This is a genomic window from Faecalispora anaeroviscerum (assembly GCF_947568225.1).
Lineage (GTDB): Bacteria > Bacillota > Clostridia > Oscillospirales > Acutalibacteraceae > Faecalispora > Faecalispora anaeroviscerum.
Genome location: NZ_CANOOQ010000001.1, coordinates 2,324,408 through 2,349,883 on the forward strand (window position 1 = coordinate 2,324,408; position 25,476 = coordinate 2,349,883).

Below are 25,476 nucleotides of genomic sequence, written 5' to 3' on the forward strand. Positions count from 1 at the left end.
GGGGGAGGCCCGCGGTTTTAAAGGGACTGCAATATCATGTTGGGAATTTGCTTCCTGAATTCCTGGTCTATCCTATAAATATCCAGAAAAATTCGGCTCCGCGTTGCCTTTGTCTGTAAGGCAGCAAAAAAGCGCTGGTCACGGAATCCCTCATAAGGGCGTACTTCCATAACACAGCGCTACTATATAAGTGCAATACACAATTGCCATTCGGGGCTTTCTCCCTCCTCTGTACAAAAGGAAGAAAATGGGTTATAATTGTGCTTGCAGAACGCAGCGAAAGCTGTTGTTATGGAGGCGTGTTCTCCGTAGCAGGGGACGGGGTGGTGGTGCACTCCGTTCCCGCTTTGCACTTAATTGTGCCTTACAAAGGTAATTGTACCATTATTTTCCATAAGATGCAAGATGAATTGTATGTGTGAGAAAAATTATCACATTGTGAAGGAAAGCCCCGGATTTAAGAAATCCGGGGCTTTTTATGTCGCAAACAATAGATTTACGGTTATTTTGCGTGTGATTTCTGCTGGGTTGGGGCTTGCCCTTTCCGAGCGCTCTCGTTGGCTTGGGGAGAGCGGCGCTTCGCGCCGGGCGTTCTTTTTTCTCTCGCTTTCGCGCGCGAGGGACTATTTTTATTGCGGTTCCCGCACGGGAGATTCTGCTGGCGCAGGATTGCCCCTCGGGCCGGGGCAGGCCCTTCCTTTCTTGCGAAAAGAAAGGAAGCAAAGATTCGCCAAGGCTCCGCCTTTGGAATCCGTTTTGTGGAACGGTTCCGGCGAGTGCTGCCAACAGCCACCGGAAAGGCGCTCTATGGAAAGTGCGCACGCGCCTTGCTTTGTGGGAAGAGGTAGTTTGCCGGTTCCGTTCGGCGGCGCGCCCTTATCGAGCGCTCTCGTTGGCTCGGGGAGAGAGCAGTAAAAGGGGAAACTTATTTGCAGAACTCTTTTTTTCGGAACCGTGCGCGCAGCAAAACTATCAGCCCCCAGGAGATGGAGAGGGCCGGCATACTGGCGAGCAGAATGGCCCGAAAGGGGGGAATATCTGAAAAACAAATCGGGCCGAAAAAAATCATAAAAGTGATCACCAGCAGCAAAAGCAGGATGATTCTTTCTTTTTTCGTATTGGGCGGTGTGAAGAAGATTTTAGCCAAATTCATTTTTAATGTTTGTACCCCTTTCGGGGTAGACACCTGTGCCGCGCGTTTCATTACAAAGACCTCCCGATGGCCTGTTCGGTAATTTCAGCCAGCCTTCCGGAATGGATGAAATTCCGCAGATATTCAATGTGAGGGTGCAGGAAGATATCGTGATCGATCGTAGGTACATGTTGGCTGATCTCGGCCAGAATCTGCGCGGTTACAGGGCTGCGCGCAAGAGCTTTGTCCAGAAACTCCTGTGATTCATACGCCGAAAGCAACTCAATCGCCAGAATGTATTCCAGCTTTTCGACAATTTGAACCGATTTTTTCGCGGCGTTGTAACCCATCGCCACATAGTCTTCCTGATTGCCGCAGGTGGGAGTGTTATCGATCGTAGAAGGGGTGGACAGTATCCGCATATCGCCCAACAGCCCGGCCTGTGTGTACTGGGGAATCATCAGCCCGGAGTTGAGGCCCGGATTTTTAATCAGGAACCAAGGATTGCCGGAAAGGGTTTCATCGATCATCCGATTATTGCGGCGCTCCGACATTTTGGCAAGGCAGGTTGCGGCGATGCAGGCACTGTCCATTTCCATTCCGACAAAAGAGGAATCTGGATTGCAGGCGGAGATAACATCCTCCTCGCCCGGTTCGCTCCAGATAATGGGGTTGTCGCAGCAGGAGTTGATTTCGGTTTCGATGGTCTTGCGGGCATCCAGCAGAGTTTTTCTGGCGGCCCCGTGCAGCTGCGGAATACAGCGAAGAGAAAGCGCGTCCTGAATGCGGGCATTCCGGTAGTGATCAATCACTTCGGAGCCTGCCAGAATGTCGCGTATGTTGGTGGCTGTTTCGCGTTGCTGGGGGTGCGGGCGAACCCGCATCACTCTGTCGTCGAAGGCCCGGATCAAGCCCTTGGAGGCCTCTAAGGTAATGGCGGCAATTACATCTGCCGATTTTGCGGCACTCAGTAAATCGTACAGGGCAAGTGAGGCCAGTGCGGTGACGGAGGTTGTTCCCGAAACCAGTGCAAGCCCTTCCTTTGAGCTAAGTTCGATCGGTTCAATTCCGGCTTCGGCCAGCGCCTCGGCGCCCGGCAGCAGACGGCCGTCAAGATAGGCTTTGCCCTCACCGATCAGTACCAGCGCCATGTGGGCCTCCGGGCTGAGGTAGCCCACCGAACCCTCCCGGGGAATCCACGGAACAAGGTTGCGGTTCAGGAATTCGCGGTATTTTTCCAGTATGGCCAGCCGCACTCCGCTAAAGCCCTGCCCCAGATTTTGCAGAACCATCAGCATGGTTGCGCGGGCCTGCTCCTGCGTGAACGGCTCGCCCACAGAGGTTGCGTGTGAAAGGATAATGTTGCGCTGCAGCTGGGCTGTTTCTTCCTTCGAAATCACTTGTGTACAGAGGGCCCCAAAGCCGGTGGTAACACCATACATGACGCGATTCTGGTCTACCCATTGTTCTACCAGGGCCCGGGAACGGTTAACCCGCCCCCGGTAATCCTCAGAAAATTCTACCTTGGCTCCGTGGCGCGCCACGGAAACCAGATCCTCCAGCGTTATATCGGGTCCCAACGTAATGCTTTTAAGATATGCTTTCTGCACGGGATTTCTCCTTTCCGGCCTCTTGCTCAGGTGTTTCTACTAAATCTTCGCTGTCCACAATATCCTTCCGCGTTTCCTTATCCAAGAAGAATACCTTGAACGTGGCTGCAACCTGGAGGATAAACACAAACAGAACAGCAAACCCGCCGCAGGCCGCGAGGTATTTTACGCCGTCAACGCCCTGCTCACCGCCGCCAAACGCCACCATGATTGCGGCAATTACGCCGATGGTAACGCCCCAGAGAATTTTCAGCCATGTGGCCGGTTCTTCATCATGGCGCGAATTCTTTGTGCAGATGGAAGAAATTGTGGTCGCCATGCCGTTGGCCGTGTTGGCGTATTCGGCAATCAGCGTGATAATCACGATGGGGATAAACACAACGCTCAGCGGGATGTGCTTTAAGAATTCCCACATACCGGCAACCGCGCCGTTCTGCTGAATGATGGCGATCATATCCGCCTTGCCGGAGGCCTGCCAGTCAAGAGCAGTGCCGCCCCAGATGCTGAACCACACAATGCTGAAAACGGAGGGGGCGATCCAGTTGACGACCAGGAACTGGCGGATCGTACGGCCGTAAGAGATCATTGCGAAGAAGATTCCCATTAGCGGCGCGTAGGCGATCCAGATGGCCCAGTCATACATAGTCCACCAGGTGACCAGCGCTTTGCCGCCCATGACGTAGGGGTCAAAGCCCCAGGACCAGAAGTGATCCAGCCAGTAGCCCATACCGACGTTCATCATGTTGAGGATGTAAAGGGTCGGCCCGATCAGAATCAGAGCGGCGACCAGAGCGTAAAAGATTTTTGAGGTCAAATCCGCCAGCCATTTAATACCCTTGTCGATTCCCTGAACGGAAGAAACGGTAAAAGCGACGGTGATGACTGCCGCAAGAGCAAACCAGAGGATTGGCCCCTGCGCGATTCCGTAGGCCGACTGCAGGCCGCTGCCCACCAGGGCGAGGCCCGCGCCCAGAGAAGAGGCCAGGCCGAGAACAATGGCCAGAACAGACAGGGTGTCGATTACATCGCGCGCTATACCTTTTGTTACCTTTGGCCCGAACAAGGGCGTGAGGGAGGCGGATACGGAAAGCTCCTGCCCCCGGTTAAAGTACAAATAAGCGATGATTACGCCGGAAAGAGCATACATCGCATAGGGGACAAACGACCAGTTGTAAAACACGCGTCCCATGGCGAAAAACGCCGCTTCGGGTGTGCCGGGCTGAATGCCCGAGGCGTCGAGCTCGCCGTAGATGTTGCCGAAATAAATCAGCGGCTCATTGGCCCCGTAGGTGATCAGTCCGGTTGCAATGCCGGCGGTAAGTATCATGGCGAACCAGGACGCAAAGGAATATTTTGCCTTGGCCTGCGGGCCGCCAAACCGGATCTTGCCGACCTTGGAAAAGGTCATGATCGTAATGATGACCAGAGTGAACATGGCAATCAACTGATAAAGCCAGGCAAAGTTTGTCAGGGACCATTCAAAAACGGTATAGGTAGCCGATGTCAGCCACTCGTTATTTACCAGCCCAAGAATGGCCGCGCCGCCGGTAATGAGAAACGAGGGGATAAAAACCCCCATCCTAAGGGGCTTCTTCTGTTTGGTATCCGTTTCGTGCATTCTGTTTTCCTCCTTTTATCATGGCCTGTATCCCTCCGGATGGTATCCGCATATTTTTTTCTTCCTTTGGTACAGGGCCTTTTTTGCTAGCAATTGAGTATAGTAGCACTTTTCGTGCCAAGTGAAAAATACAGAATAAAACAGAATAAAACAGAATAAAACCGCAGTTTCTGCCGCTTTTGCGGTAAAGTAAAAAAGCACTCGCCGGCATGTTTCTTCATTAAGCGCCAAATTATTTTGCGTTTAGGCAAGTCATTTTGCACTTATTGACCAGCAGAACGCCTTGTGCTATGATTTGAAAAAAGTGATTTTCCATCATCTGAAATGTTGGGGAGGTGCCAGTTATGAGCATGGCCGATGTAGCGATTGTGCTGGATCAGAAAAAGCGAATTCAATCCTTTGAGTGGATGGACATAGCGCTGAAAAGCAACTGCGCGCATGTTTGGTCGTCGTTTTTGTACCAGCCGTTCTCCGTTTTGTTTTCTCAGACAGATTTCAGCCGGAGCCATGGAGAACTGAGCTGGAACGACGAGCTTTTTGACTTTATCCGATGGGAATCGGACTGCGGCGCGGTTTACTACCTGAAAAAACATACGGATGCTAATTTTCTGTACCAGTCCGCGCTGGAGAAGGTGATGGACGGGGTGCAGATTTATGACAAGGACGCCTGCCTGGTTTACCTGAATGAAAACAGCAGGAAGATTTCCGAGATTCCCGACAGCCTGTCCGTGCGCGGCAAGCACCTGCTGGATATGTACGATGTGGAGGAATCCATCAGCACGGTGCTGACGTGCCTGAGAACGGCCGCGCCTGTTCTGAATCGCTTCGATACCTTCAAAACGACGAACGGCAGCGATGTGGCCACGGTAAACACAGGATACCCGGTTTTTCAGAACAAGGAACTGGCGGGCGTGGTGGTTTTTGAGCAGAACCTTGAGGTGATTCAGGCCCAGATCGCCTGGCTTGAAAAAATACGCATCGCACTGACTGATCAGGAGGAAAAGCTGCCTCTGGCGAAATTTTCAGGTTACACCTTCAGTAACATTATCGGTACGTCGCAGAAGTTAATGGATGCGGTAAATCTTGCCAAACGAGTGGCGGCTCAGAACAGCAGCGTACTGTTGGTGGGCGAGACAGGAACCGGGAAGGAAGTTTTTGCGCAAAGCATCCACAAGTTCAGTTTGCGGAAGGACAAAAAATTCGTGGCCATCAACTGTGCGGCGATTCCCGACACCCTGATCGAAGGGGTCTTTTTCGGTACCCAGAAGGGGGCTTTTACAGGGAGCACCAACTCCTCTGGACTGCTGGAAGAAGCCGACGGTGGCACGCTGTTTCTGGACGAGCTGAATTCTATGAGCCTTTCCATGCAGTCGAAGCTGCTGCGCGTTATTCAGGAGGGTACTTTCCGCCGAATCGGCGGCAATCAGGATCAAAAGACTGACATCCGTTTTATCTCCTCCTGCAACGAGATCCCTGCGCAACTGCTGAAGGACAACGTTCTGCGTAAGGATCTGTATTACCGGCTGTCAACCGTAACGATCGATCTCCCGCCGCTTCGGGAGCATCCGGAGGACATTCCGCTGCTGGCGGAGGGATATATCTCGGTCAAGGCCTATAAATACGCAAAATCCATTCAAAGCATCGGCCCGGACGTGATCACACTGTTTTCTCAGTACAATTGGCCGGGCAATGTGCGCGAGCTTTATAATGTTCTGGATTTTGTCCTGAATGTTGTGGACGGCCCGATGATTGGGACCGCCCATCTGCCGCGCTACCTGCAGGATATTCAAAAGCCACAGGTCCTTTCCGTCGGGGAGCATCAGGAGGAAAGCTGGCTGCACCATGATTTGCAGTATACGATGGATTCCTATGAAAGCCAGGTGCTGAAAGCGGTTCTGGAATATTACGGCGGCAATATTACACGTGCTGCAGACTGCCTTGGTCTGCGCCGCCAAAGTCTGCAGTACCGCATGAAGAAGTACGGAATCATTCAGTAGGGTCGAAACACCCCCGCCGGCACAGCCGGTGGGGGTGTTTTGTGGGAAGGGGATCAGCGATCCAGAATTTCAATCCAGTATCCGTCGGGGTCATTGATAAAATACAGATCCATTTCATGATTTTCGTAGCAGATGCAGCCCATGCTCTTGTGCAGCTCATAGGCTTCCTTTTTGTCGGGCACGCGCACAGCCAGATGGATTTCGTTGTCGCCCAGGTTATACGGCTCCTTGCGGTCGCGCATCCAGGTCAGCTCCAACTCGAAATCGGTGAAGCCGTCGGTGAGATATGCGAGGATGAACGAGCCGTCAGCGGCCGTTTTACGGTGCTTTTCCGTAAGACCCAGTGCCTTGCTGTAAAATGCAAGGCTTTTTTGCAGGTCGAAAACATTAAAATTGAAATGAAGGAAGGTCGATTTCATAGAAGCTCTCCTTTTCGGCCATTCTTTATTTGTTTGCCAGGCGGTAGATTTTCGCAATATCCTGACGGTTCAGCTTCTGGAAGGTGCCGATGGTGCGGGTATCTTGGAACGAGCAGCGCCAGGCCAGGTCTTCAATGACCTCTTCCGTCTGCACACCGATGCCCAGCTCGGTAAAGTTCGTCGGCATATCGAGGGAGCGGAAATAGCGATCCGCAGCTTGAATCGCAGCTTTCGAGAGTTCCTCGGTGTCAGTACCGGTCAGTTCCCACACGTTTTTGCCGAAACGGGCGAAGCGCTCGGGATTTGTGGCACGGGTATACGTTGCCCAAGAGCTCCAGATGGCGGAGAGCGATGCGCCGTGCGCTACGTCGAACTTGCCGCTCAGCTCATGACCCAACTGGTGAGGGGCAAAGTCCTTCTGCCCGCCAAGCCCTGTTAGCTCGTTGTGGGAAAGACTGCCGGCCCACATCAACTCACTCATAGCGGTGTAATTGTGTGAGTCTTTCAGCGCGACAGGGCCATTGCGGATGATTACCCGTAGCAAGGCTTCCGCAATCTCGTCTGTCACCTGATTGGTCACAACAGGATTAAAGTAGCGGTCCATCGTGTGCATCATCATATCCACAGCGCCGCAGGCGATCTGGAATTTGGGCAGGGTCATCGTCAGCTCGGGGTTCAGTGCCGAAAAAGCCGGGCGGTTAAACGGGCAGTTCAGCCCGCGCTTGGTGTTGGTTTCCGTATCGGTGAGAACGGCGGAATCACTCGTTTCGCTGCCCGCTGCCGAAATCGTAAGCACTACGGCTACCGGCAGGGCTTTTGTAACGGCTTTATGGCGCAGCCAGAATTCCCAGATGTCCGTATCGGGATTCGCCGTGCCAATCGCGACGGCCTTGGCGGTGTCGATCACGCTGCCGCCGCCCACGGCCAGAATCAGCTCCGCGCCGAATTCCAGCGCCTGCCGCACGCCCTCCCGCGCCAGCTGAAGCCTCGGGTTCGGCTGTACGCCGCCCAGAGTCTGCACCTCAACCCCGGCTTTTGTGAGGGATTCTTCCATCCGGGCCAGCAGTCCGCTTTTCACAACGCTGCCGCCGCCGTATACCAAAAGAGCCCGTTTCACACCACGGGATGCAGCTTCCGGTGCGATTTGAAGCTCTGCGTCTTTTCCGAAAATGACTTTGGTAGGTACCTGATACACGAAGCTTTCCAAAATGAACACCCTTTCTGTTTTAGCTGGTTTTCGTTCTGCGCAATTTCTGCTCTTATTCTATATCGCGGGAACCTGCAAAGTCAAGCGTAAGAGCGCCCATATGTGAGGTGAGCAGGAGCTTGTATGTTTTTGAAATGCTTGCAGACAATAAGGTTGGAGGTGAAATCGAAACGCGAATGCGGGCTGCAAAGCGCGAAAACAGTAGAATGTGTGCGCCTAAAGCATGTGAATTTTGAAAGGGTTTTCCGAAGAGATGCCAAAATCTAATCGGATGTCAGTCATCAGACGTCACATGACGTTTGTTGAAAATTTAGCACTCTTTGATAATTTAAGTCTGGAAAAAGAAATATATTTATAAATAGTCTTGAAATCTGATTTGGGGTTTGGTATAATCAAATCGTTGAATTTGTGTATTTGCACAAAAAGTCCGATTTAATGCAGGCTTTGTCCGGGAGGGATGGAGCGCGGAGCGCAACAAAAACCGAGGAGTGTGAACATGAGTCAAATTTTGTTTGGGACCAGAGAACTTCCCCTCTTGATTTCCAAAAAACTGAAGGAAATGATTGTGGAAAAAAATCTGAAGCCCGGCGATCGTCTCCCCAGCGAGGGGGAACTGGCGGCCATGTTCGGTGTAGGGCGCTCTACGGTGCGCGAGGCGGTCAAGCTGTTGATCGCCGATAATATTGTTGAAATTCACAGGGGGACAGGCACCTTTATTACGGAAAGTCCCGGGCTCAAGAACGATCCTTTGGGGCTGCACTTTGCAAATCCGAACAAACTGCTTCAAAACCTGCTGGAAAGCAGGCTTCTGATAGAACCGCAGATCGCGAGGCTGGCGGCACAAAGGGCCACCGGCGAGAATCTTTACAGGCTTGGCCAGGCAATTGAAGAGATGGAAACCGCGGAGCGTTACAATGGGCTGGAGTATCCTTCCCGTGACGTGGATTTTCATACGGCGGTGGCCGAGTGCACGCAGAATGACGTGTTAAAGCGTATTCTGCCTTTAATCTGTGAGTCGATTCGGGAAGGTTATCTCGAAACGATGAATGTTCCTGGCACGCATCAGCGGGCCATCGAGGCTCATATCCGTATTTTCGAGGCGATTCGGGAGAAAAATCCGGATGCCGCGGCGGAGGAGACAAGACGGCACATTTTGCAGGCCATGGACGATTCTCAGCTCAAATATTAGGAGGAATGAAAATGAAGAGGAAAAAAGTACTGGCACTTACCCTGGCGCTGGCAATGGCTGTCACATCGTTTGCCGGCTGCGCCAAACCGTCCGAAACTGCGTCCAGCGCGGTGGAATCTCAGGCTGCTACTGGGGAACCGGTTACCCTTACCCACTGGTACTGGGCAGACAGCTCCGACTACTCCGCCAAAATGAAGGAAATTGTTGAGGATTTCAACAAATCCAACAAGAGCAACATCACAGTCAAAGCTGAAGAATACCCCTGGGACGGCGGCGCGTACAGTGAGAACCTGTTCAATGCTGTTATGGGCGGTGGCGGCCCCGACACCGCGGCATGGAAGCTGACGGCTACTCCGCTGTTCACCGCGAACAACCTGCTGGCCAGCCTGGACGACTATGTGGCCAAGTGGGAAAACAAGGGCGATATTGATGATAACATTTACAACATTATGAAGCAGGCCGGCGGCAAAAACGAAATGTACGTTATGCCCTGGAACATTCAGATTCTGTATGTGTATTATCGTCCGTCTATCTTCAAAAAGGCCGGCGTAGAGGTTCCGACAACGTATGAGGAATTCCTCCAGGCAATCAAGAAGACGACTATGGATACCAACGGCGACGGTAAAACCGATATTTACGGCTTTGGTATGCGCGGCGCGAAGGGCGGCCAGGAACCCTGGGGCAGCTTCATCTACGGCCGCGGCGGCAGCTTCGATAACCTGACCAGCGCTGAATCCGTTCAGGGCATGCAGGACTATATCGATCTGTACAAGAACGGTTATGTGCCGCCCACGGCTACTCAGGACGGCTTTAACGAGATCATTGCCAACTTCAAGTCCGGCAAAACCGCGATGACCATTCACCACACCGGCTCTTCCAAGGGCATGGTAGAAACCTTCGGCGACGACGTTGCCGCATTCCCGTTCCCCAAGGGCAAGGGCCAGTGGACCTCCATGGGCGATACCGAGAACGTGATCTTCCAGGCCAGCAAAAACAAGGACGCCGCGTTTGAGTGGGTTTCTTATCTGGCAGCCGGCGAAGGCCAGGAGAAATGGTGCAAGATTACCGGCAACGTGCCTGTCAGCAAGAAAGTGCAGGCTCTGCCTGAGTTCCAGGATAACAAGTTTATGAAGGCTTCCATTGCTGGTCAGTCCTACGCGGGCATCATCCCCATCAAAGACACCACCACCGAGTGGATCAGCACAATTTGGCCCAACACGGTTGCTTCGGCTCTGACCGGCAAAGAGACCGCTGCAGACGCCATGAAGACCCTGCAGGAAGGCCTGTACGGTAAGAAATAAGATCGAAGACAGTGGTTCCGTGGGCTGCGGCCGGTCGGGAAAAACCGGCCGCAGCTCCATTCTTTCAAAGAGGTGAAAATACAGTGCAGCGTAAAAAGATCAATATTTGGCCGTATTTGCTGATCACGCCTGCGGTGCTGATTATTATCGCGGTTGTTTTATTCCCTGCGCTTAACGCGATTTTAATGAGCTTTCAAAGTTACGATTTAAGAAGACCGAGCAGTATTGGTTTTGTTGGGCTTTCCAACTATATCGACGTTCTGCAGGATAAGCTGTTCTGGGCATCCCTTTGGAGAACAATCCTGTGGGTTGTTTTCGGTGTAGGCTTCCAGTTTGTTTTTGGCTTTATTCTGGCGAATCTTTTGAATAAGAGCTTCCACGGCCGCGGTATTGTACGCGCGGTAAGCCTGATTCCCTGGGTAACCCCCGGTGTGCTCATCGGCCTCATGTGGCGCTGGATTTACGACGGCAGCTACGGTGTGCTGAACGACCTTTTGATGAAGGTTGGCCTGGTCAATGCGCCGGTTCCGTTTTTGGCGCAGGAATCCACGGTAATGCCGTCGGTGATACTCACAATTATCTGGCAGGGCATTCCGTTCTTTGCCCTGATGCTTCTGGCCGGTTTGCAGGGCGTGCCCGGCGAGCTGTACGAGGCGGCCGACATTGACGGTGCCACGGGATTCCAGAAGCTGTTCCGCATTACCATTCCCGCCATTAAAAATACGATCTTCGTCACCACGCTGCTGCGCATTATCTGGGTAGCAAACTCGGTAGACGTGATCTTCAACATGACGGGTGGCGGACCCGCTTACGCTTCGCAGACGCTGAGCGTTTACGTATTCAACAAGGCGAACGCCCTGAATCTGGGCTATTCGTCGACCATGTCGCTCCTGCTCACATTCCTGCTGCTGCTGGTAGCGATTCCGTATCTGAAAAATATGTTTGCGAATCAGGAGGCGTAATGTTATGCAGCATAAAAGAACACCCATGCAAAATTTACTGTTGCTGTACCTGCCTCTTTTTGTGATTCTGCTGTTTTTGCTGTTCCCGTTTTACTGGACGTTTGTTACCTCCATTAAGCCGGAAGCAGAGCTGTATGGCAGCGTGGTCACCTACTGGCCCCATAACGTGACATTTGAATCCTACAGAAAGCTTTTTGTGGATTTTAACTTTTTAAAGCCCATGGGCAACAGCTTTACGGTGGCAATTATTACCACCCTCATTACATTGACCGTATCCATGCTGGCGTCGTATTCGTTTTCTCGCTTCCGTTTCGCCGGCCGGAAGGCTTTCATGGTTCTGTTTTTGACCAATAACATGTTCCCCACGGTCTTGCTGTTGATCCCTCTTTATGCTATTATGCGTAGTATGGGCCTTCTGTACACCCCTCTTTCTCTGGTGCTTTCTTATGCCACATTCACCATTCCGTTCTCGGTATGGCTGCTGAATGGCTTTATCAACGACCTGCCCTTGTCTTTGGAGGAAGCCGCCATGGTAGACGGCTGCAATCGGGCGCAGGCATTTACCCGCATTATTTTCCCCGTGCTGGTGCCCTGTCTTGTTGCCACGGGTGTGTACATCTTCATGACCTCCTGGAACGAGTACACTTTCGCCGTGATGTTCACTAACGAGCGGAACCGCACAATTCCTGTGGCTCTAAAGAATCTGATCGGCCAGCTGGGGGTCCAGTGGGATCTTTTGACGGCCGGCGGAATTATAACGATCATCCCCGTCTGTATCATGTTCTTCTTCGCGCAGAAGCGTTTGGTGGAAGGCCTGACCGCGGGGGCCGTGAAGGGTTAATTGTAAAGGAGTAATCGAAATGAACAGCGAACTAAACGCAAAAGCCACGCAGATTAGAGCCGATATTTTAAAATCGCTCTATGCCTGCCAGTCGGGTCATCCCGGCGGATCCCTGTCCTGTGTAGAGATCCTGTTGGCGTTGTACAACAATGTAATGAAGTACGACCCCAAAAACCCGCATATGGAAGACCGCGACCGTTTTGTACTGAGCAAGGGACATGCCTGCCCCACGCTGTACGCGGTTCTGGCGGACAAAGGGTTCTTCCCCAAAGAGGATCTTCAGCACCTGCGTCAGGCAGATTCTCACCTGCAGGGGCATCCCGATATGACCAAGACCCCGGGCGTTGACTGCAACACCGGTTCTTTGGGGCAGGGAATCTCGGTTGCCGGCGGCATGGCGCTTGCGGCAAAATATAAAAAAGAAGATTACAAGGTTTACGCTCTGATCGGCGACGGCGAAATGCAGGAAGGCCTGGTATGGGAGGCGGCAATGTCCGCGGCTCATTACCATCTCGATAACTTCACGGTACTTCTCGACTTTAACCATCTTCAGATTGACGGCAGCAATGATCAGGTAATGAGTGTTGGCGACCCGATTGAAAAATTCCGCGCATTCGGCTTTGAATGCCTGGAAGTGGACGGACACGACATTGACGCGATTACGGAAGCGATCAAGAAGCCGGTCGTCGGCAAGCCCAAATTTATTTGCTGCCATACCCATAAGGGCCGCGGCATCTCCTTTATGGAAGATAACCACGGATGGCACGGCAAGCCGATGTCTAAGGATGATTTTGCGGCGGCAATGAAGGAACTGGGGGTAACGATCGATGGCTGAGAAAAAATCTTTAAGAGTAGCTTACGGCGAGGCTCTTGTTGAGCTTGGCGCGAAAAACGATAAGGTAGTCGCGATGGATGCCGATCTGGCCCACGCTACCATGAGCAGCATGTTCCTCGACAAATATCCGGACCGCTTTTTCAACTTCGGTATTGCGGAAGCGAACCTCGTTTGCGCGGCAGCGGGCTTTGCACATTCCGGTCTGATCCCCTTTGCCAGCACCTTCGCACTGTTCGGCACCGGCCGCGCATACGAAGAGATCCGCAACTCGGTTGCGTATGTGAATGCCAACGTAAAATTCGGCTTTTCCCATTCCGGCCTGTGTGTGGGTGAGGACGGCGGCAGCCACCAGTCTATTGAGGATCTGGCGCTGATGCGCGTGGTCCCCAACATGACCATCTTTGTCCCCTGTGATCCGATTGAAACCAAGAAGGCTGTTTTTGCCGCGGCAGAAATCAACGGCCCTGTTTATATCCGCGTGGCACGCCCTGTGTGCGACGTGATTACGGAAGAAAGTACCCCCTTCATTCCCGGCAAAGCCAACATCATGAAGGACGGCACCGACGTATGCCTGGTTGCCACCGGCCTGATGGTTCCCGAAGCGCTCAAGGCTGCTGAACTGCTGGCGGCGGATGGCATTAGCGCTGCGGTTGTAAACGTTCACACCATTAAGCCCTTCGACAACGAGACAATCGTGAAGATGGCTGAGAAGTGCGGCGCGATGGTTTCCGTGGAAGAGCACTCCATCATTGGCGGCCTCGGCTCTGCCGTTGCAGAGGCTTTGGCGGGCCATTCCAGCGCGAAGTTCGACCGCGTTGGCGTAATGGATAAGTTTGGTAAATCTGGCAAACCGGCAGACCTGTTCCGCATTTACGGCTTGACTCCGGAAAACATTGTGGCAAAAGCCAAGGCTCTGCTGAAATAAGAGGGAGACGCAACCATGAAAATTCAAAGCTTTGAAATGAACGGCGAAGGCATGCAGAGAGTCTACGAGAATGAAAAGTGGACCATCGGCATTAAAAACTGGAAGCCCGCAAACGACATTACCGGCACTACCTGCCTGGAGCGCCACAACAAGACCGACGAGCTGTTTGTACTGCTCAACGGCCGCTGCACTCTGATCAGTGCGGAAGAGGTTGACGGCGAGCTGAAGCTGGAAGCGCTGGAGATGGAGCCGTTCAAGGTTTACAATATTCCTCAGTCTCTGTGGCACAACACCGTGACCCAGAAGGATACCAAAATGGTTCTCATTGAGGATGTTTCCACCGGAATGGAGAACAGCGATGTGATCGACCTGACACCTACTCAGATTGAAACGCTGAAATCTTTGGTGAAATAACCGCAAGCGGCTATTTTACCGCCAATTCATAAAGATACCACAACGGCGCTCTGCGCCCGTGGTATCATAGCAGAATTGCACAAAAGTAAGGCGGTGTGCCGTGTTCCTTTGGGAGGCGGTGCACCGCTTTTTCAGTTGACTGATTTAAAGTATCATACTATAATAAAAGGTAATTTCAATAAATGTGCTTTTAAAGCGGCGGCTGCTTTCTCCTCCAAAGGCGAATGGAAAGAAGCCGGGTTATTTTGTACCTATTTTGGCAGTGCAATTTTAATTAAGAAAAATACGGTATCTCTCCCCACCACCGGTTGGGAGAGATAAGAAGTCTAAAATCTTTGGGTTTATTAAAATCAATATAAAAAAGTATTTATTTGGTAGGAAGGTGGAGTACGATGATCAGCGGAGCGGAAATCATGGTGAAATGCCTGGAGCAGGAAGGGGTCGTCCTAACGTTCGGCTATCCGGGCGCGGCGATCTGTCCTTTTTATGATCAGCTATCTCTGTCTTCCATCCAGCATGTTTTGGTTCGGCAGGAGCAGAACGCCGCCCACGCCGCGAGCGGCTATGCACGCTCGAGCGGAAAGCCCGGTGTGTGTATTGCTACCTCCGGCCCCGGCGCGACCAACCTCATTACAGGGATTGCGACCGCCTATATGGATTCGGTACCCCTCATTGCCATTACCGGGCAGGTTCGTTCCGAGCTGCTCGGCCGCGATGTGTTTCAGGAGGCCGACATCACCGGTGCGTGCGAGCCGTTTACAAAGCACAGCTACCTGGTAAAAGACACCGCCGATCTGCCGCGCGTGTTCAAGGAAGCGTTTCACATTGCTTCTACGGGTCGCCCCGGCCCCGTTCTGATCGATGTGCCGGTGGATGTGCAGCAAAACGAGATTAAAGAGTTTAAATACCCGCAGCACGCGGATATTATCGGATATAAGCCCCGCACGCAGGGACATGCCCTGCAGATCAAGCGCGCCGTGGAGGTGCTTTCCTCCGCGCAGCGTCCGCTGATTTGCTGCGGCGGCGGCGTTGTGCTGGCGGGTGCCAGAAAAGAACTGATGACCTTGGTGGAGAAAACGGGAATTCCTGTGGTGTCTACCATGATGGGCATCGGCGTTGTTCCGATGGACAGCGATTCCTACCTGGGCATGGTTGGCTCGCATGGCAAAAAGAGTGCCAATCAGGCGCTGCTCGGCGCGGACGTGGTCATTTTGTGCGGTGCCAGAGTAGGCGACCGTGCTATTATTGCCCCTGAAATGCTGGGAACCAAATCGCAGATCATTCATATTGATGTAGACCCCGCCGAAATCGGCAAAAATATTACCGCGCACATCCCGATCGTAGGTGACATCCGCCTGGTGCTGGGCAGTCTGGCAGATAAGGTGAGCTGCACCGCCCCGCAGGAATGGCTACAAAAGGTTCAGGAGCTGCGGCGGGCTGAGATTCCGCATGGCGAGCCTTCGCAGCATTTTGTGGAGCCGCGCTCGTTTATGCGCACGCTTTCTTCCATGATGAAGGATGACGCGATTCTCGTTGCGGACGTCGGCCAGAACCAGATTTGGTCTGTCAACAACTTTAACGTAAAGGAAGGGCGCTTTTTAACGTCCGGCGGCCTTGGCACTATGGGGTATTCGATCCCTGCGGCCATCGGCGCGAAGCTGGCCAAGCCCCGCCGCCAGGTAGTAGCGGTTTGCGGCGACGGCTCGTTCCAGATGTCGATGTGCGAGCTCGGCACAATCATGCAGAGCGGCGTCGGTGTCAAGATTATCGTGATGGTCAATGAGCATCTCGGCATGGTGCGCGAGATTCAGGATAAGCTGTACGGCAAGCGGCACATGGCCACCGAGCTGCACGGAAACCCCGATTTTGTAGCGCTGGCGAGGGCCTATGGCATTGAATCCGCCCAGGCGGAGAACAATCCCGAGGCGGAAGAGCTGGCGAAGAAAATGCTGGCGTCGAATAAACCGTATCTGCTGGTGTGCAAGGTTGATCCGACCTTGCCGTCGATTTGAAGGGGGAGGGAGCTAAAATGAAATATACTCTCTCAGTACTGGTGGAAAACCAGCCGGGTGTCCTGTCTAAGGTTTCGGGTCTGTTTTCGCGCCGCGGGTTCAACATTGACAGCCTTGCCGTGGGCGTGACGGAAGACCCCGCCATTTCCCGCATGACAATCGTCGTCAACGGTGACGAATATGTGATGGAGCAGGTGGAAAAACAGCTCAACAAGCTGATTCCCGTGATCAAGGTCAAACGCCTTGACGACACCGGCCCGTTCATCAGCAGCGAGCTGGCGCTGATTAAAGTGAGCTGCACGCCGCAGTACCGCCCCGAAATTCTTCAGATCGCGGAGCTGTTCCACGCGCGTGTGGTGGATGTTTCCCTCAGCTCTTTAACAATTCAGTTTGCGGATACCACTGAAAAAACAGAAACACTGCTTACATTGCTGAAGCCCTACGGCATTAAAGAAATCGCCCGCACGGGTACCGTCGCACTGGAGCAAGGGCCCCAGGTAACCAGAAAACAGAGCGTTTGAGCGGACTTGGCAAACGAAACTTGAACTCTGTCTTATAAATTATTTACACCTGCTGAAGGAGGAACATGTTATGCCAAAGATTTATTATGAAGCCGATTGCGATATCAACGTACTTAAGGGGAAAAAAGTAGCGATTATTGGCTATGGCAGCCAGGGCCATGCCCATGCTTTAAACCTGCATGACAGTGGAGTCGATGTTGTAGTAGGCCTTTATGAGGGCAGCAAGAGCGCGGAGCGCGCAAAAAAGGCAGGCCTCAAGGTTATGACCGTGCCGGAGGCCACCAAGGCTGCGGACATTATCATGATTCTGATCCCCGATGAGCGTCAGGCAGATATGTACAAGAAAGACATTGAGCCGAACCTGACCGAGGGCAAGGCAATTGCGTTTGCCCATGGCTTTAATATTCATTTCGGCCAAATCAAGCCCCCCAAGTTTGTGGATGTGTTCATGATCGCCCCTAAGGGCCCCGGACATACCGTTCGCAGCGAGTTCCAGGAGGGCAAGGGTGTTCCCTGCCTGGTAGCGATTGAGCAGGATTATACCGGCCATGCGCTCGACGTCGCGTTGGCTTACGGCGCAGGCATTGGCGGCGCGCGCGCAGCTGTGATGGAGACCACCTTCCGTGTGGAAACTGAAACAGATTTGTTTGGCGAGCAGGCGGTCCTGTGCGGCGGTGTAACCGCTTTGATGAAGGCTGGCTTTGAAACGCTGGTGGAAGCGGGCTACGCTCCCGAAAACGCATACTTTGAGTGCATCCATGAGATGAAGCTGATTGTTGACCTGATCTACAAGGGCGGCTTCTCTCTGATGAGATACTCCATTTCCGACACCGCGGAGTTCGGCGATTACGAAACCGGCAAGCGCCTGATCACCGACGAGACCAAGAAGGAAATGAAGAAGGTTCTCAACGAAATTCAGGACGGCACCTTTGCCTCCAAGTGGATTGCAGAGAACAAGAACGGCCGCGCACATTTCAGCGCCTGCCGCCGCAATGAATCGGAGCATGAACTGGAAGCCGTCGGCAAAGAGCTGCGCAAGATGTACTCCTGGAGTGAAGAGGACAAATACGCCGAGTAATTCGGGCGGTTGAGTCTGAAAAAGAGAATCGGACGCGGGAAAAACGCTTTCTTCACAGCGAGTGGTGTATCTCCCGCATCGAGTTTCAAGGCTCTCACAGCCGTCGGCGACTGTTGCCGCTAACGGCGAGAGGATCTTATAACGCAGAGCAACATCGGTAACAAGGGATCAGGTAGAGTCGGACAACACCGATTACCTGATCCTTTTTTATCTTTGTCGCAGTTTGGTCAGAAGAAACATACCATGAGAAAGCGGCGGTTGGCCGCTAAGGAAACAGAAGATTGGTTTTCACTGGGAGGAACTCCGGCTTGCAGAGCGCCGGCGAACGGTTTGCGTGTGAGATTTACATGCGGAAAAGCGCTTGAAAGAGGATGCTTTTTCGACGAACAGGCGTGTTTTGCCTTTAAATAAGAAATTAATTGTGTGCGGCACGGCCGTATTTAGGAATAGCGGCCAAGGGCAGTATCGTATGATACAGAAAATGAGCGAAAGGGGTCTTAATAGAAAATGTGGAGCAGAGAGATTATCAAGAGCAATGCAAAGGCGGCAATTAGAGGCGGAAAGTATTGGACGGCATTTCTGGTTTCTGCCATTATTATGGTTGTACCCTCGTTACTTGAATGGGTCACCGGTTACGGTGAGGTTAACGACAAATGGGCAGCAGGCATGCAAAGTGGTGTGCATGAAATTGAAACAAGCGTATTCATGGGGTATAATCTGGGGTTTGTGCTGCTGAATATTTTTATTCTTCTGCCGTTGATCGTGGGAGTGTATGGCTTTTTTGTGCGCAACCGGTTTGATGCAGGGAAGCTTTCCGACGTTACTCTGGGGTTCCGCAACGGGTATGGCAATGTGGTTCTCACCAGCTTCGTAACGAACCTGTTTATCGGGTTATGGGCACTGCTGCTGATTATTCCCGGTATCTACAAGACGTTGCAGTACGTCATGGTTCCGTTTTTGCTGTCGGATAATCCCCGGCTTTCGGGCCGGAGGGTGCGGCAGATCAGCCGCCTGATGACCGATGGGGAGAAGGGTGCGATCCTCGTGCTGTCTCTTTCTTTTATCGGGTGGTTTTTGATCCCGATCGCTTTGTCAATGCTTCTCGAGATGGCGAGAGCGTCCGACTTGATACAGGATATTGTGATCACACTGGGGTTTGCGCTGGTTATGCCGTATTATTATGCAACAATTGCCGAACTGTATATTTACCTGCGCGACCGTGCAATTCAAACCGGTATGGTGCAGCCCGGGGAACTGAACCTGGCGGGCTGAGTCTGCCAAAAAAGCGCCGGATTCTTAGAATCCGGCGCTTTTCTATTCATGTGACATTTTTTCGCATATTTGTATTTTATCTTGCAATAATCCCCAAAAAATGGTATAATTTACCTGTAAGGCATGATTAAAGTGCAAAGCAGGAGCGAGGTGCCTAGGAACACCCCGCCCCCTGCTTACGGAGAACAGCCCTCCATAAACAACGGCAAAGCCGCACCATGCAGACACAGTATAACCCATTTTTCCCCTTTTGTACAGAGGGGGGTGTGGTAAAAATGGGAATCCCACCAAAGCGGGAGTTGTGTATTGCACTTGTGATATAGGCGCTGTGTTTATGGAAACATCCCTTTTTGAGGGATTCCGTAACACGCGCTTTTTTGTTGCCTTACAGGCAAGCCCCGGCATGGGCCGGAGAGTTTTCCATGAACATTCTCCCCCGAATTTCATCCGGACGTTACTCCGGCTCCGCCGTTCTTGTCTGTAAGAAAAACAGTCCCGCACACGCCTGACTGTGCGCGGATACCCGGCCACTTAGGCCGAAAGCGCTGTCCCTCGCTGAGGGACGGCGCTTATTTTTTGGCAGGTTGAACCTGTGCGCGCGTTGCGGGGGTGTTCTCAAAAGAAACAACTCTTTGTGTCGCAGGTAATAGATTCTTCTTTGATAAAAGAAGATTTTTTAGCGGGCTTCTCCCGCGTAAAAATTCAGCTGGCGCAGAGCCATGCCCCTCATGCCGGGGCGGGCACTTCCTTTCGTGAAAGGACGAAAGTAAGCAAAGGCCTTCCAAGGGGAGAGTTTCGATTCTCTCCCCTTGGATCCCCTCTCAACGACCAAAGGCTCTGCCTTTGGAAACCGGGAGGAGCTCCCGATCTTGAGGAAATTTTCCGCACAGGAACAAGCCTGTGCGCGCAGCTTGTGCGCAAGAAAGCTTTGATGCCCGCAAAAACAAAAAAGAACCGCTCTGCTAACAGAAAGCATTCTTCTGTGAGCCAACGAGAGCGCTTTGAAAATACCCGCCGACTGACGGGATAGCATAACTTATTTCCAGAGGAACCTCGGAGAGTGGGCATTTTCAATGGAGCGCCTTCCCGAAAGTTTTCGGTGATACTTTCCGGAACCGTTCCCCAAAACGGATTCCGAAGGCGGAGCCTTGGGCGAATCTTTGTTTACTTTCTTTTCGTAAAGAAAGTAAATGCCCGCCCCGGCATGAGGGGCAAGCCCTGCGCCAGCAGAATTCCCACGGGAACCGCGATAAAAATACTCCCTCGCGCGCGAAGCGAGAGAAAAAGAACTGCCGGCGCGAAGCGTCGCTTTCTCCGAGCCCATGAGAGCGCTTTGAAAATGCCCGCCGACAGACGGGACAGCAAAGCTTATTTCCAGATTAAGCTCGGAGAGTGGACATTTTCAATGGAGCGCCTTACCGGCGGCTGTCGGTGATGCTTTCAGGAACCGTTCCCCAAAACGGATTCCGAAGGCGGAGCCTTGGGCGAATCTTTGCCAACTTTCTTTTCGTAAAGAAAGTTGGGGCCTGCCCCGGCCGGAGGGGCAAGCCCTGCGCCAGCAGAATTCCCACGGGAACTCCCCGGAGAAAAAAACAAATTCTTTTACAAAAAAGCAAAGACCCGCCCCGAGGGGCAGGCCCTGCGCCAGCAGAATCCTCGCGGACGCACTGCGCAAAAGAATTGCTATTTATACGTTAAAGCGGAACAGCACTACGTCGCCGTCCTTCATCACATATTCCTTGCCCTCGGAACGAACAAGACCCTTTTCCTTGGCGGCTGCCATGGTGCCGCAGGCCATTAAATCGTTGTAGGCGACGATTTCCGCGCGAATGAAGCCGCGCTCAAAATCGGTGTGGATTTTACCGGCGGCCTGAGGGGCCTTTGTCCCGTTCTGAATCGTCCAGGCGCGCACCTCCTGCGGGCCGGCGGTCAGGTACGAAATCAGACCCAAAAGGGTATAGCACTCGCGAATCAGGCGGTCAAGACCCGATTCCGAAAGGCCCATGTCCTCCAGGAACATCTGCTTTTCTTCCGGCTCCATGCCGGAAATTTCCGCCTCTACCTCCGCGCAGATCGGCAGAACGCCCGCGCTTTCCTGTTCCGCCAGCTTTTCTACCACGGCGAAATAGGGGTTGTTTTCTACGCCGCCTTTAAAATCGGCGTCGCTCATGTTAGCCGCGTAGATCACCGGCTTGTTTGTCAGCAGAGAAACCGTGGCCAAAAGCTCGGCCTCTTCCTCCGTGCATTCCACACTGCGCGCGGTGTTGCCCGCATCCAGCTCGGCGCGCACGCGCTCAAAGAACTCGCATTCGGTCTGGTATTTCTTGTCCGCCTTGAGCATCTTGCGGGTCTTGTCTAAGCGGCGGTCAAGTACCTCCATATCGGAGAGAATCAGCTCCAGATTAATCGTTTCTACATCGCGTGCGGGGTCTACGTTGCCGTCTACATGAATAATGTCGTCGTCCTCAAAGCAGCGTACCACATGAACGATCGCGTCCACTTCGCGAATATTCGCCAAAAACTGGTTGCCCAGGCCCTCTCCCTTGGAGGCGCCGCGCACCAGACCCGCAATATCCACAAATTCAATCGTGGCGGGGGTGTATTTCTCCGGGTGGTACATCTCGGCCAAACGATCCAGACGCTTGTCCGGCACGGCTACTATGCCGACGTTTGGCTCTATGGTGCAAAAAGGATAGTTGGCGGACTGCGCTCCGGCGTTGGTAATGGCATTGAACAGCGTACTCTTTCCAACGTTGGGCAGCCCGACGATTCCCAGCTTCATTTCACTCATCAACCTCTTTCTGTCTCAAAAGCATTCAGCTTATTATATTCTTTTTCTGTGGTACGCGCAAGGCTCTTTCAGCCAATCAGACCCAGTTGCTCCAGCACCCACGCAAAGGCGTAGATGACCGGCTGGTGCGCAATGTATATCACCAATGCCCAGCGACCCATCTGTGAGAAAAACGGAACGCGCCGGCGGTACATCCATTTGGGGGCCAATCCCTCGGCTACCGGCTTCCCCACGATGGTGCCTGCAAGAAAAACAAACCCCCATGGCAAAAGCGGAAAATAATCCGACGACGTAAACGAAGAATCATAGAACCCCAGCGGGAACAGCCATTTTACGTGGTAGACCGCATCCGGCAGAGGAAATACGGAAACCGGGCCTAAGCCCAAATAGCCCGAAGGAATCGGCCGGGTAAAGAAATAAAGGAAGATGCACAACAGTACCAGCAGCCAAGAAAAGGGGATTTTTTTCTGGTACCGCCCCAGCAGACCGTATAAGATCATGCAGACCGCAAGAAAATGCAGAATGCCGAACCAGATGGCATACTCGGGCGTGACGAGTGCGGTGACGAGCGTGACCGCCAGCGCGACCGCAAACAGCTTGAGTCCCCGCCGAAGATTCGAGCGCGAAAGCAGCGAGGAAATGCCCGAAATAAAAATGAACAGCGCTGCAAAAAATGGCTCCGCCGGGGTGAAAAAGCGGAACAGCACCATCATCCAGCGAATCTCATACAAAAAGGCAAAGGTGTAAAACGCGTGGTAAAATACCATGCAGAACACTGCAAAGCCACGAAGCTCGTCCATCAGGTGAAGCCGGGGGCGCGTGGCCGCAGCCGGGGCCGGTGTGCTTTCGCTCAAATTGATTCCTCCCGCCAAGTACAAAAAATGATTGCAAACCACCCTGCTGCTAGTAATAAAAGCCGAGCTTTTCTTCCCCCACTATAGGCGGAGGAAGAACTTGCCATTTTCACGCAAGGTATTTTGATCATGAGTTGAGTGTACAAAAATTGCTGAATTTTTGTGGGAACATAAGCAAAAATACCGCTTCAAACCGGAGCTGTATCATGTTATACTAAGCTTGTAATAATTGCGCTGAATGTTCGGCGGGCATAGCCTGCGCCGGCAGATTACCTTTTATTTTATTATACAGTAAGGAAAGGGAGAATTACAATGAGTGAACTGAAAATTGGACAAACCATTTCTCAGGATTATACGGTTACCTCCGCAGACCTGGCCTCGAAGCTCGGCAGCGGCAGTGTAGACGTGCTTGCCACGCCCCGGCTGGTTGCGCTGATGGAGGGCGTTTGCGCCCGGATGCTGAGAGACTCTCTTCCAGAAGAAATCACCTCGGTTGGCTCCGAAGTGCATATTAAGCATCTGGCACCCACGGTGGAGGGTGTTACCATTCACATTGCGGCAACGCTGGTTGAAAGCGACGGCCGTAAATTTACCTTTGACGTGCAGGCGTCGGACAACGTGGGCCTGATTTCTACCTGCACGCATGTGCGCGCCAGTGTGAAGCGTGAGAATTATCTGAAAAGAGTGGCGGAGCGTGCCAAGCAATAATTCTCTGACGAAAGGAACTCCTGATGAAAACTGTTTACCCCATCGTTTTATTTGATCTGGACGGTACCCTGACCGAGTCCGGCCCGGGAATCCTCAGCTGCGTAAAGCAGACGCTGCAGCGCTTAGACCTGCCGGAGCCGCCGCCTGAGCTGCTGCGCACCTTTATCGGTCCGCCGCTGTTCCAAAGCTTTTCACAGACCTGTGGCCTGCCGGACGATGTGAGCGACCGGGCGGTTGCGCTGTACCGCAGCCTTTACGAAACCGAGGGCATTTACAAAAATTCGGTGTACCCGCACACGCGGGAGCTGCTTTCCGCTCTGCGGCAGGCGGGCGCAAAGATTTGCATTGCCACCTCGAAGCCTCTGCCGCAGGCGAACCGCGTGGTAGAGATTTTTAAGCTGGCCCCGCTCGTGGATTTTGTTACGGGCCCCGCCGGCAGTGAAGAGCGTGCCAGCTCGAAGGCAGAGCTGATTATCGCCGGCCTTGAGCGGTTTTCGATGAAGCCGCAAAACGCGGTGATGATCGGTGACACCAAGTTTGACGCCGAGGGCGCACGCCTGGCGGGCACGGATTTTATCGGGATGCTGCACGGCTACGGTACCCGCGAGGAGATGCAGGAGAAGTTCCTTGGCGCGCGGTTTGCCGCGGATTTTACCGAGCTGGAGCGTTTGCTCTTGACAAACTGAGCGGATACCGATATAGTGATATTGGAACTGAATACGGGGCGCTGCGTATACGCGGCTGAGATGAGACGGATTGACGCCTATGTCCCTTTGACCTGATCTGGATAATGCCAGCGTAGGAAACTTTTGCAGCACAGCAAGACGCATTGTGGTATTACCCGCAATGCGTCTTTTTGCGTGCGGCATGTTTTTCAGGAAAGATCGCAGTTCACACTTTGGTTTTCCGTTACCGGAACAGCGGACGCGCCCGAATCAGACCTGTAATCAAGTGAAAAAACCGTTTTGTTATCTCACCCGAGGCAGGGAAAGAAAACAAAACAAGGAGCATTTTCTTTTTGATGGGAGTGCAGTATGAATTGGCGTGGGAGGATCTTTATGAAAAAAAACAATACCGTCATTTTGGTGGAGTGCGCGCTGATGATCGCCCTTTCCACCGTTTTGAGCATGATCAAGGTGTTCGAGCTGCCACAGGGCGGATCGATCACTCTGGCCAGCATGGCGCCCTTGGTGCTGGTTTCGTACCGCCACGGGGTGAAATGGGGCCTTGGCACGGCGTTTGTTCACAGCCTGCTGCAAATACTGCTGCAGTTCAATGCTCCGCCTGCAAAAACGCTTACCGCGTTTGTCTTGGTGGTGCTGCTCGATTATGTGCTGGCCTATACCGTGCTGGGCAGTGCGGCATTCTGGGGCAAACCGATCCGCAGCCGTTCCGCCAGTATTGCGTTTGGCGCGGCAGTTGCCGTGTTCCTGCGTTTTCTTTGCAGCTTTATGTCCGGCATCCTCATCTGGGGAGAGTATGCGCCCGAAGGAACTCCGGTGTGGCTGTATTCCCTGGTATATAACGGCAGCTATATGCTGCCCGAGCTGGTGATCACCTCGGTTGTTACCGTAGCGCTGGTCAAGGTGCTTGACCGCACCGGCCGCCAAGGCTCCGCGCACGCGGCATAAGCGCTCTTACCAAAGGCGAGAGGGCTTGTTTGGGGAAGTCCACAAAGTGGGGACAGACCAGTGAGCAAAAGCGAAGGCTTGTCATAAAATAGAGCAGGTGAGCCGAACGCCTTCTTCCATTTCATGTTCCTCCTATTTTCAAGATAAATTTCATCGTGC

25 protein-coding genes are annotated in these 25,476 nt (G+C 52.9%); 18 read left to right on the forward strand and 7 right to left on the reverse strand.

All coding sequences use genetic code 11. The annotated features are described in order from the left end of the window. The first annotated feature begins 414 nt into the window (after nt 1-414). Nucleotides 415-915, forward strand: coding sequence for a hypothetical protein (locus QOS46_RS11520; protein WP_283609897.1), 501 nt, complete (start codon nt 415-417; stop codon nt 913-915). Between the two features lie 10 nt (nt 916-925). Here QOS46_RS11520 and QOS46_RS11525 read toward each other — a convergent pair whose 3' ends face one another. The 3 genes from QOS46_RS11525 to QOS46_RS11535 are packed head-to-tail and all read right to left on the reverse strand — an operon-like array spanning nt 926 to nt 4,360. Next, nucleotides 926-1,204, reverse strand: a complete 279-nt coding sequence (locus QOS46_RS11525) for a hypothetical protein (protein ID WP_283609900.1) — start codon at nt 1,202-1,204, stop codon at nt 926-928. Beyond that, on the reverse strand, nt 1,204-2,742 hold the full coding sequence (locus tag QOS46_RS11530; RefSeq protein WP_283609901.1) for an HAL/PAL/TAL family ammonia-lyase: 1,539 nt from the start codon (nt 2,740-2,742) through the stop codon (nt 1,204-1,206). The genes QOS46_RS11525 and QOS46_RS11530 overlap by 1 nt, the downstream gene beginning before the upstream one ends. Then, a complete protein-coding gene (locus tag QOS46_RS11535; protein WP_283609904.1) occupies nt 2,723-4,360 on the reverse strand; it encodes a BCCT family transporter in 1,638 nt (545 codons plus the stop codon). Before QOS46_RS11535 ends, QOS46_RS11530 begins: the two co-directional genes overlap by 20 nt. A 344-nt stretch (nt 4,361-4,704) precedes the next feature. On the opposite strand from QOS46_RS11535, the gene QOS46_RS11540 reads away from it, so the two are divergent. Next, nucleotides 4,705-6,357 (forward strand): sigma-54 interaction domain-containing protein, encoded by a 1,653-nt coding sequence (locus tag QOS46_RS11540; RefSeq protein WP_283609906.1) that lies wholly within the window; start codon nt 4,705-4,707, stop codon nt 6,355-6,357. Between the two features lie 53 nt (nt 6,358-6,410). Here QOS46_RS11540 and QOS46_RS11545 read toward each other — a convergent pair whose 3' ends face one another. Together QOS46_RS11545 and QOS46_RS11550 are read right to left on the reverse strand one after the other, a co-directional pair. Then, on the reverse strand, nt 6,411-6,776 hold the full coding sequence (locus tag QOS46_RS11545; protein ID WP_283609908.1) for a VOC family protein: 366 nt from the start codon (nt 6,774-6,776) through the stop codon (nt 6,411-6,413). Nucleotides 6,777-6,801: 25 nt separating this feature from the next. Then, a complete protein-coding gene (locus QOS46_RS11550; RefSeq protein ID WP_283609910.1) occupies nt 6,802-7,983 on the reverse strand; it encodes an iron-containing alcohol dehydrogenase in 1,182 nt (393 codons plus the stop codon). Nucleotides 7,984-8,479: 496 nt separating this feature from the next. Here QOS46_RS11550 and QOS46_RS11555 point away from each other — a divergent pair, with 496 nt between their 5' ends. From QOS46_RS11555 to QOS46_RS11615, 13 genes are all read left to right on the forward strand, one after another. Continuing rightward, nucleotides 8,480-9,172, forward strand: coding sequence for a FadR/GntR family transcriptional regulator (locus QOS46_RS11555; protein WP_283609912.1), 693 nt, complete (start codon nt 8,480-8,482; stop codon nt 9,170-9,172). Nucleotides 9,173-9,183: 11 nt separating this feature from the next. Further along, nucleotides 9,184-10,473, forward strand: a complete 1,290-nt coding sequence (locus tag QOS46_RS11560) for an ABC transporter substrate-binding protein (RefSeq protein WP_283609914.1) — start codon at nt 9,184-9,186, stop codon at nt 10,471-10,473. Nucleotides 10,474-10,556: 83 nt separating this feature from the next. Then, a complete protein-coding gene (locus QOS46_RS11565) occupies nt 10,557-11,435 on the forward strand; it encodes a carbohydrate ABC transporter permease (RefSeq protein ID WP_283609916.1) in 879 nt (292 codons plus the stop codon). Nucleotides 11,436-11,439: 4 nt separating this feature from the next. Beyond that, the gene (locus QOS46_RS11570) at nt 11,440-12,276 is read left to right on the forward strand and encodes a carbohydrate ABC transporter permease (protein WP_283609918.1); all 837 of its coding nucleotides are present in this window, start codon (nt 11,440-11,442) and stop codon (nt 12,274-12,276) included. A gap of 19 nt (nt 12,277-12,295) precedes the next feature. Continuing rightward, on the forward strand, nt 12,296-13,111 hold the full coding sequence (locus QOS46_RS11575; protein WP_283609919.1) for a transketolase: 816 nt from the start codon (nt 12,296-12,298) through the stop codon (nt 13,109-13,111). After that, nucleotides 13,104-14,036: a transketolase family protein gene (locus QOS46_RS11580; protein WP_283609920.1), complete on the forward strand. Its 933-nt coding sequence runs from the start codon at nt 13,104-13,106 to the stop codon at nt 14,034-14,036. The genes QOS46_RS11575 and QOS46_RS11580 overlap by 8 nt, the downstream gene beginning before the upstream one ends. A gap of 15 nt (nt 14,037-14,051) precedes the next feature. Further along, nucleotides 14,052-14,450, forward strand: a complete 399-nt coding sequence (locus QOS46_RS11585) for a cupin domain-containing protein (RefSeq protein WP_283609921.1) — start codon at nt 14,052-14,054, stop codon at nt 14,448-14,450. Nucleotides 14,451-14,558: 108 nt separating this feature from the next. Then, nucleotides 14,559-14,771 (forward strand): hypothetical protein, encoded by a 213-nt coding sequence (locus tag QOS46_RS11590; protein WP_283609923.1) that lies wholly within the window; start codon nt 14,559-14,561, stop codon nt 14,769-14,771. Between the two features lie 71 nt (nt 14,772-14,842). After that, a complete protein-coding gene (gene ilvB, locus QOS46_RS11595) occupies nt 14,843-16,462 on the forward strand; it encodes a biosynthetic-type acetolactate synthase large subunit (RefSeq protein WP_283609925.1) in 1,620 nt (539 codons plus the stop codon). 17 nt (nt 16,463-16,479) lie between these two features. After that, the gene (gene ilvN, locus QOS46_RS11600) at nt 16,480-16,983 is read left to right on the forward strand and encodes an acetolactate synthase small subunit (RefSeq protein WP_283609927.1); all 504 of its coding nucleotides are present in this window, start codon (nt 16,480-16,482) and stop codon (nt 16,981-16,983) included. A gap of 70 nt (nt 16,984-17,053) precedes the next feature. After that, a complete protein-coding gene (gene ilvC / locus QOS46_RS11605; protein WP_283609928.1) occupies nt 17,054-18,061 on the forward strand; it encodes a ketol-acid reductoisomerase in 1,008 nt (335 codons plus the stop codon). A gap of 507 nt (nt 18,062-18,568) precedes the next feature. Next, the gene (locus QOS46_RS11610) at nt 18,569-19,333 is read left to right on the forward strand and encodes a DUF975 family protein (protein ID WP_283609930.1); all 765 of its coding nucleotides are present in this window, start codon (nt 18,569-18,571) and stop codon (nt 19,331-19,333) included. Nucleotides 19,334-19,991: 658 nt separating this feature from the next. Beyond that, nucleotides 19,992-20,363 (forward strand): hypothetical protein, encoded by a 372-nt coding sequence (locus tag QOS46_RS11615; protein ID WP_283609932.1) that lies wholly within the window; start codon nt 19,992-19,994, stop codon nt 20,361-20,363. 657 nt (nt 20,364-21,020) lie between these two features. On the opposite strand, the gene ychF is transcribed toward QOS46_RS11615, so the two are convergent. Further along, nucleotides 21,021-22,115, reverse strand: coding sequence for a redox-regulated ATPase YchF (gene ychF / locus QOS46_RS11620; RefSeq protein WP_283610827.1), 1,095 nt, complete (start codon nt 22,113-22,115; stop codon nt 21,021-21,023). Nucleotides 22,116-22,192: 77 nt separating this feature from the next. Further along, entirely contained in the window at nt 22,193-22,978 is a 786-nt protein-coding gene (locus QOS46_RS11625) for a heparan-alpha-glucosaminide N-acetyltransferase (protein ID WP_283609934.1), read from the reverse strand. Between the two features lie 312 nt (nt 22,979-23,290). Between QOS46_RS11625 and QOS46_RS11630 the strand changes: the two genes are divergently transcribed. From QOS46_RS11630 to thiT, 3 genes are all read left to right on the forward strand, one after another. Further along, on the forward strand, nt 23,291-23,686 hold the full coding sequence (locus QOS46_RS11630; protein ID WP_283609936.1) for a thioesterase family protein: 396 nt from the start codon (nt 23,291-23,293) through the stop codon (nt 23,684-23,686). Between the two features lie 23 nt (nt 23,687-23,709). Continuing rightward, nucleotides 23,710-24,372, forward strand: a complete 663-nt coding sequence (locus QOS46_RS11635; protein ID WP_283609938.1) for an HAD hydrolase-like protein — start codon at nt 23,710-23,712, stop codon at nt 24,370-24,372. Nucleotides 24,373-24,744: 372 nt separating this feature from the next. After that, on the forward strand, nt 24,745-25,317 hold the full coding sequence (gene thiT, locus QOS46_RS11640) for an energy-coupled thiamine transporter ThiT (protein WP_283609940.1): 573 nt from the start codon (nt 24,745-24,747) through the stop codon (nt 25,315-25,317). The last annotated feature ends 159 nt before the right edge of the window (nt 25,318-25,476 follow it).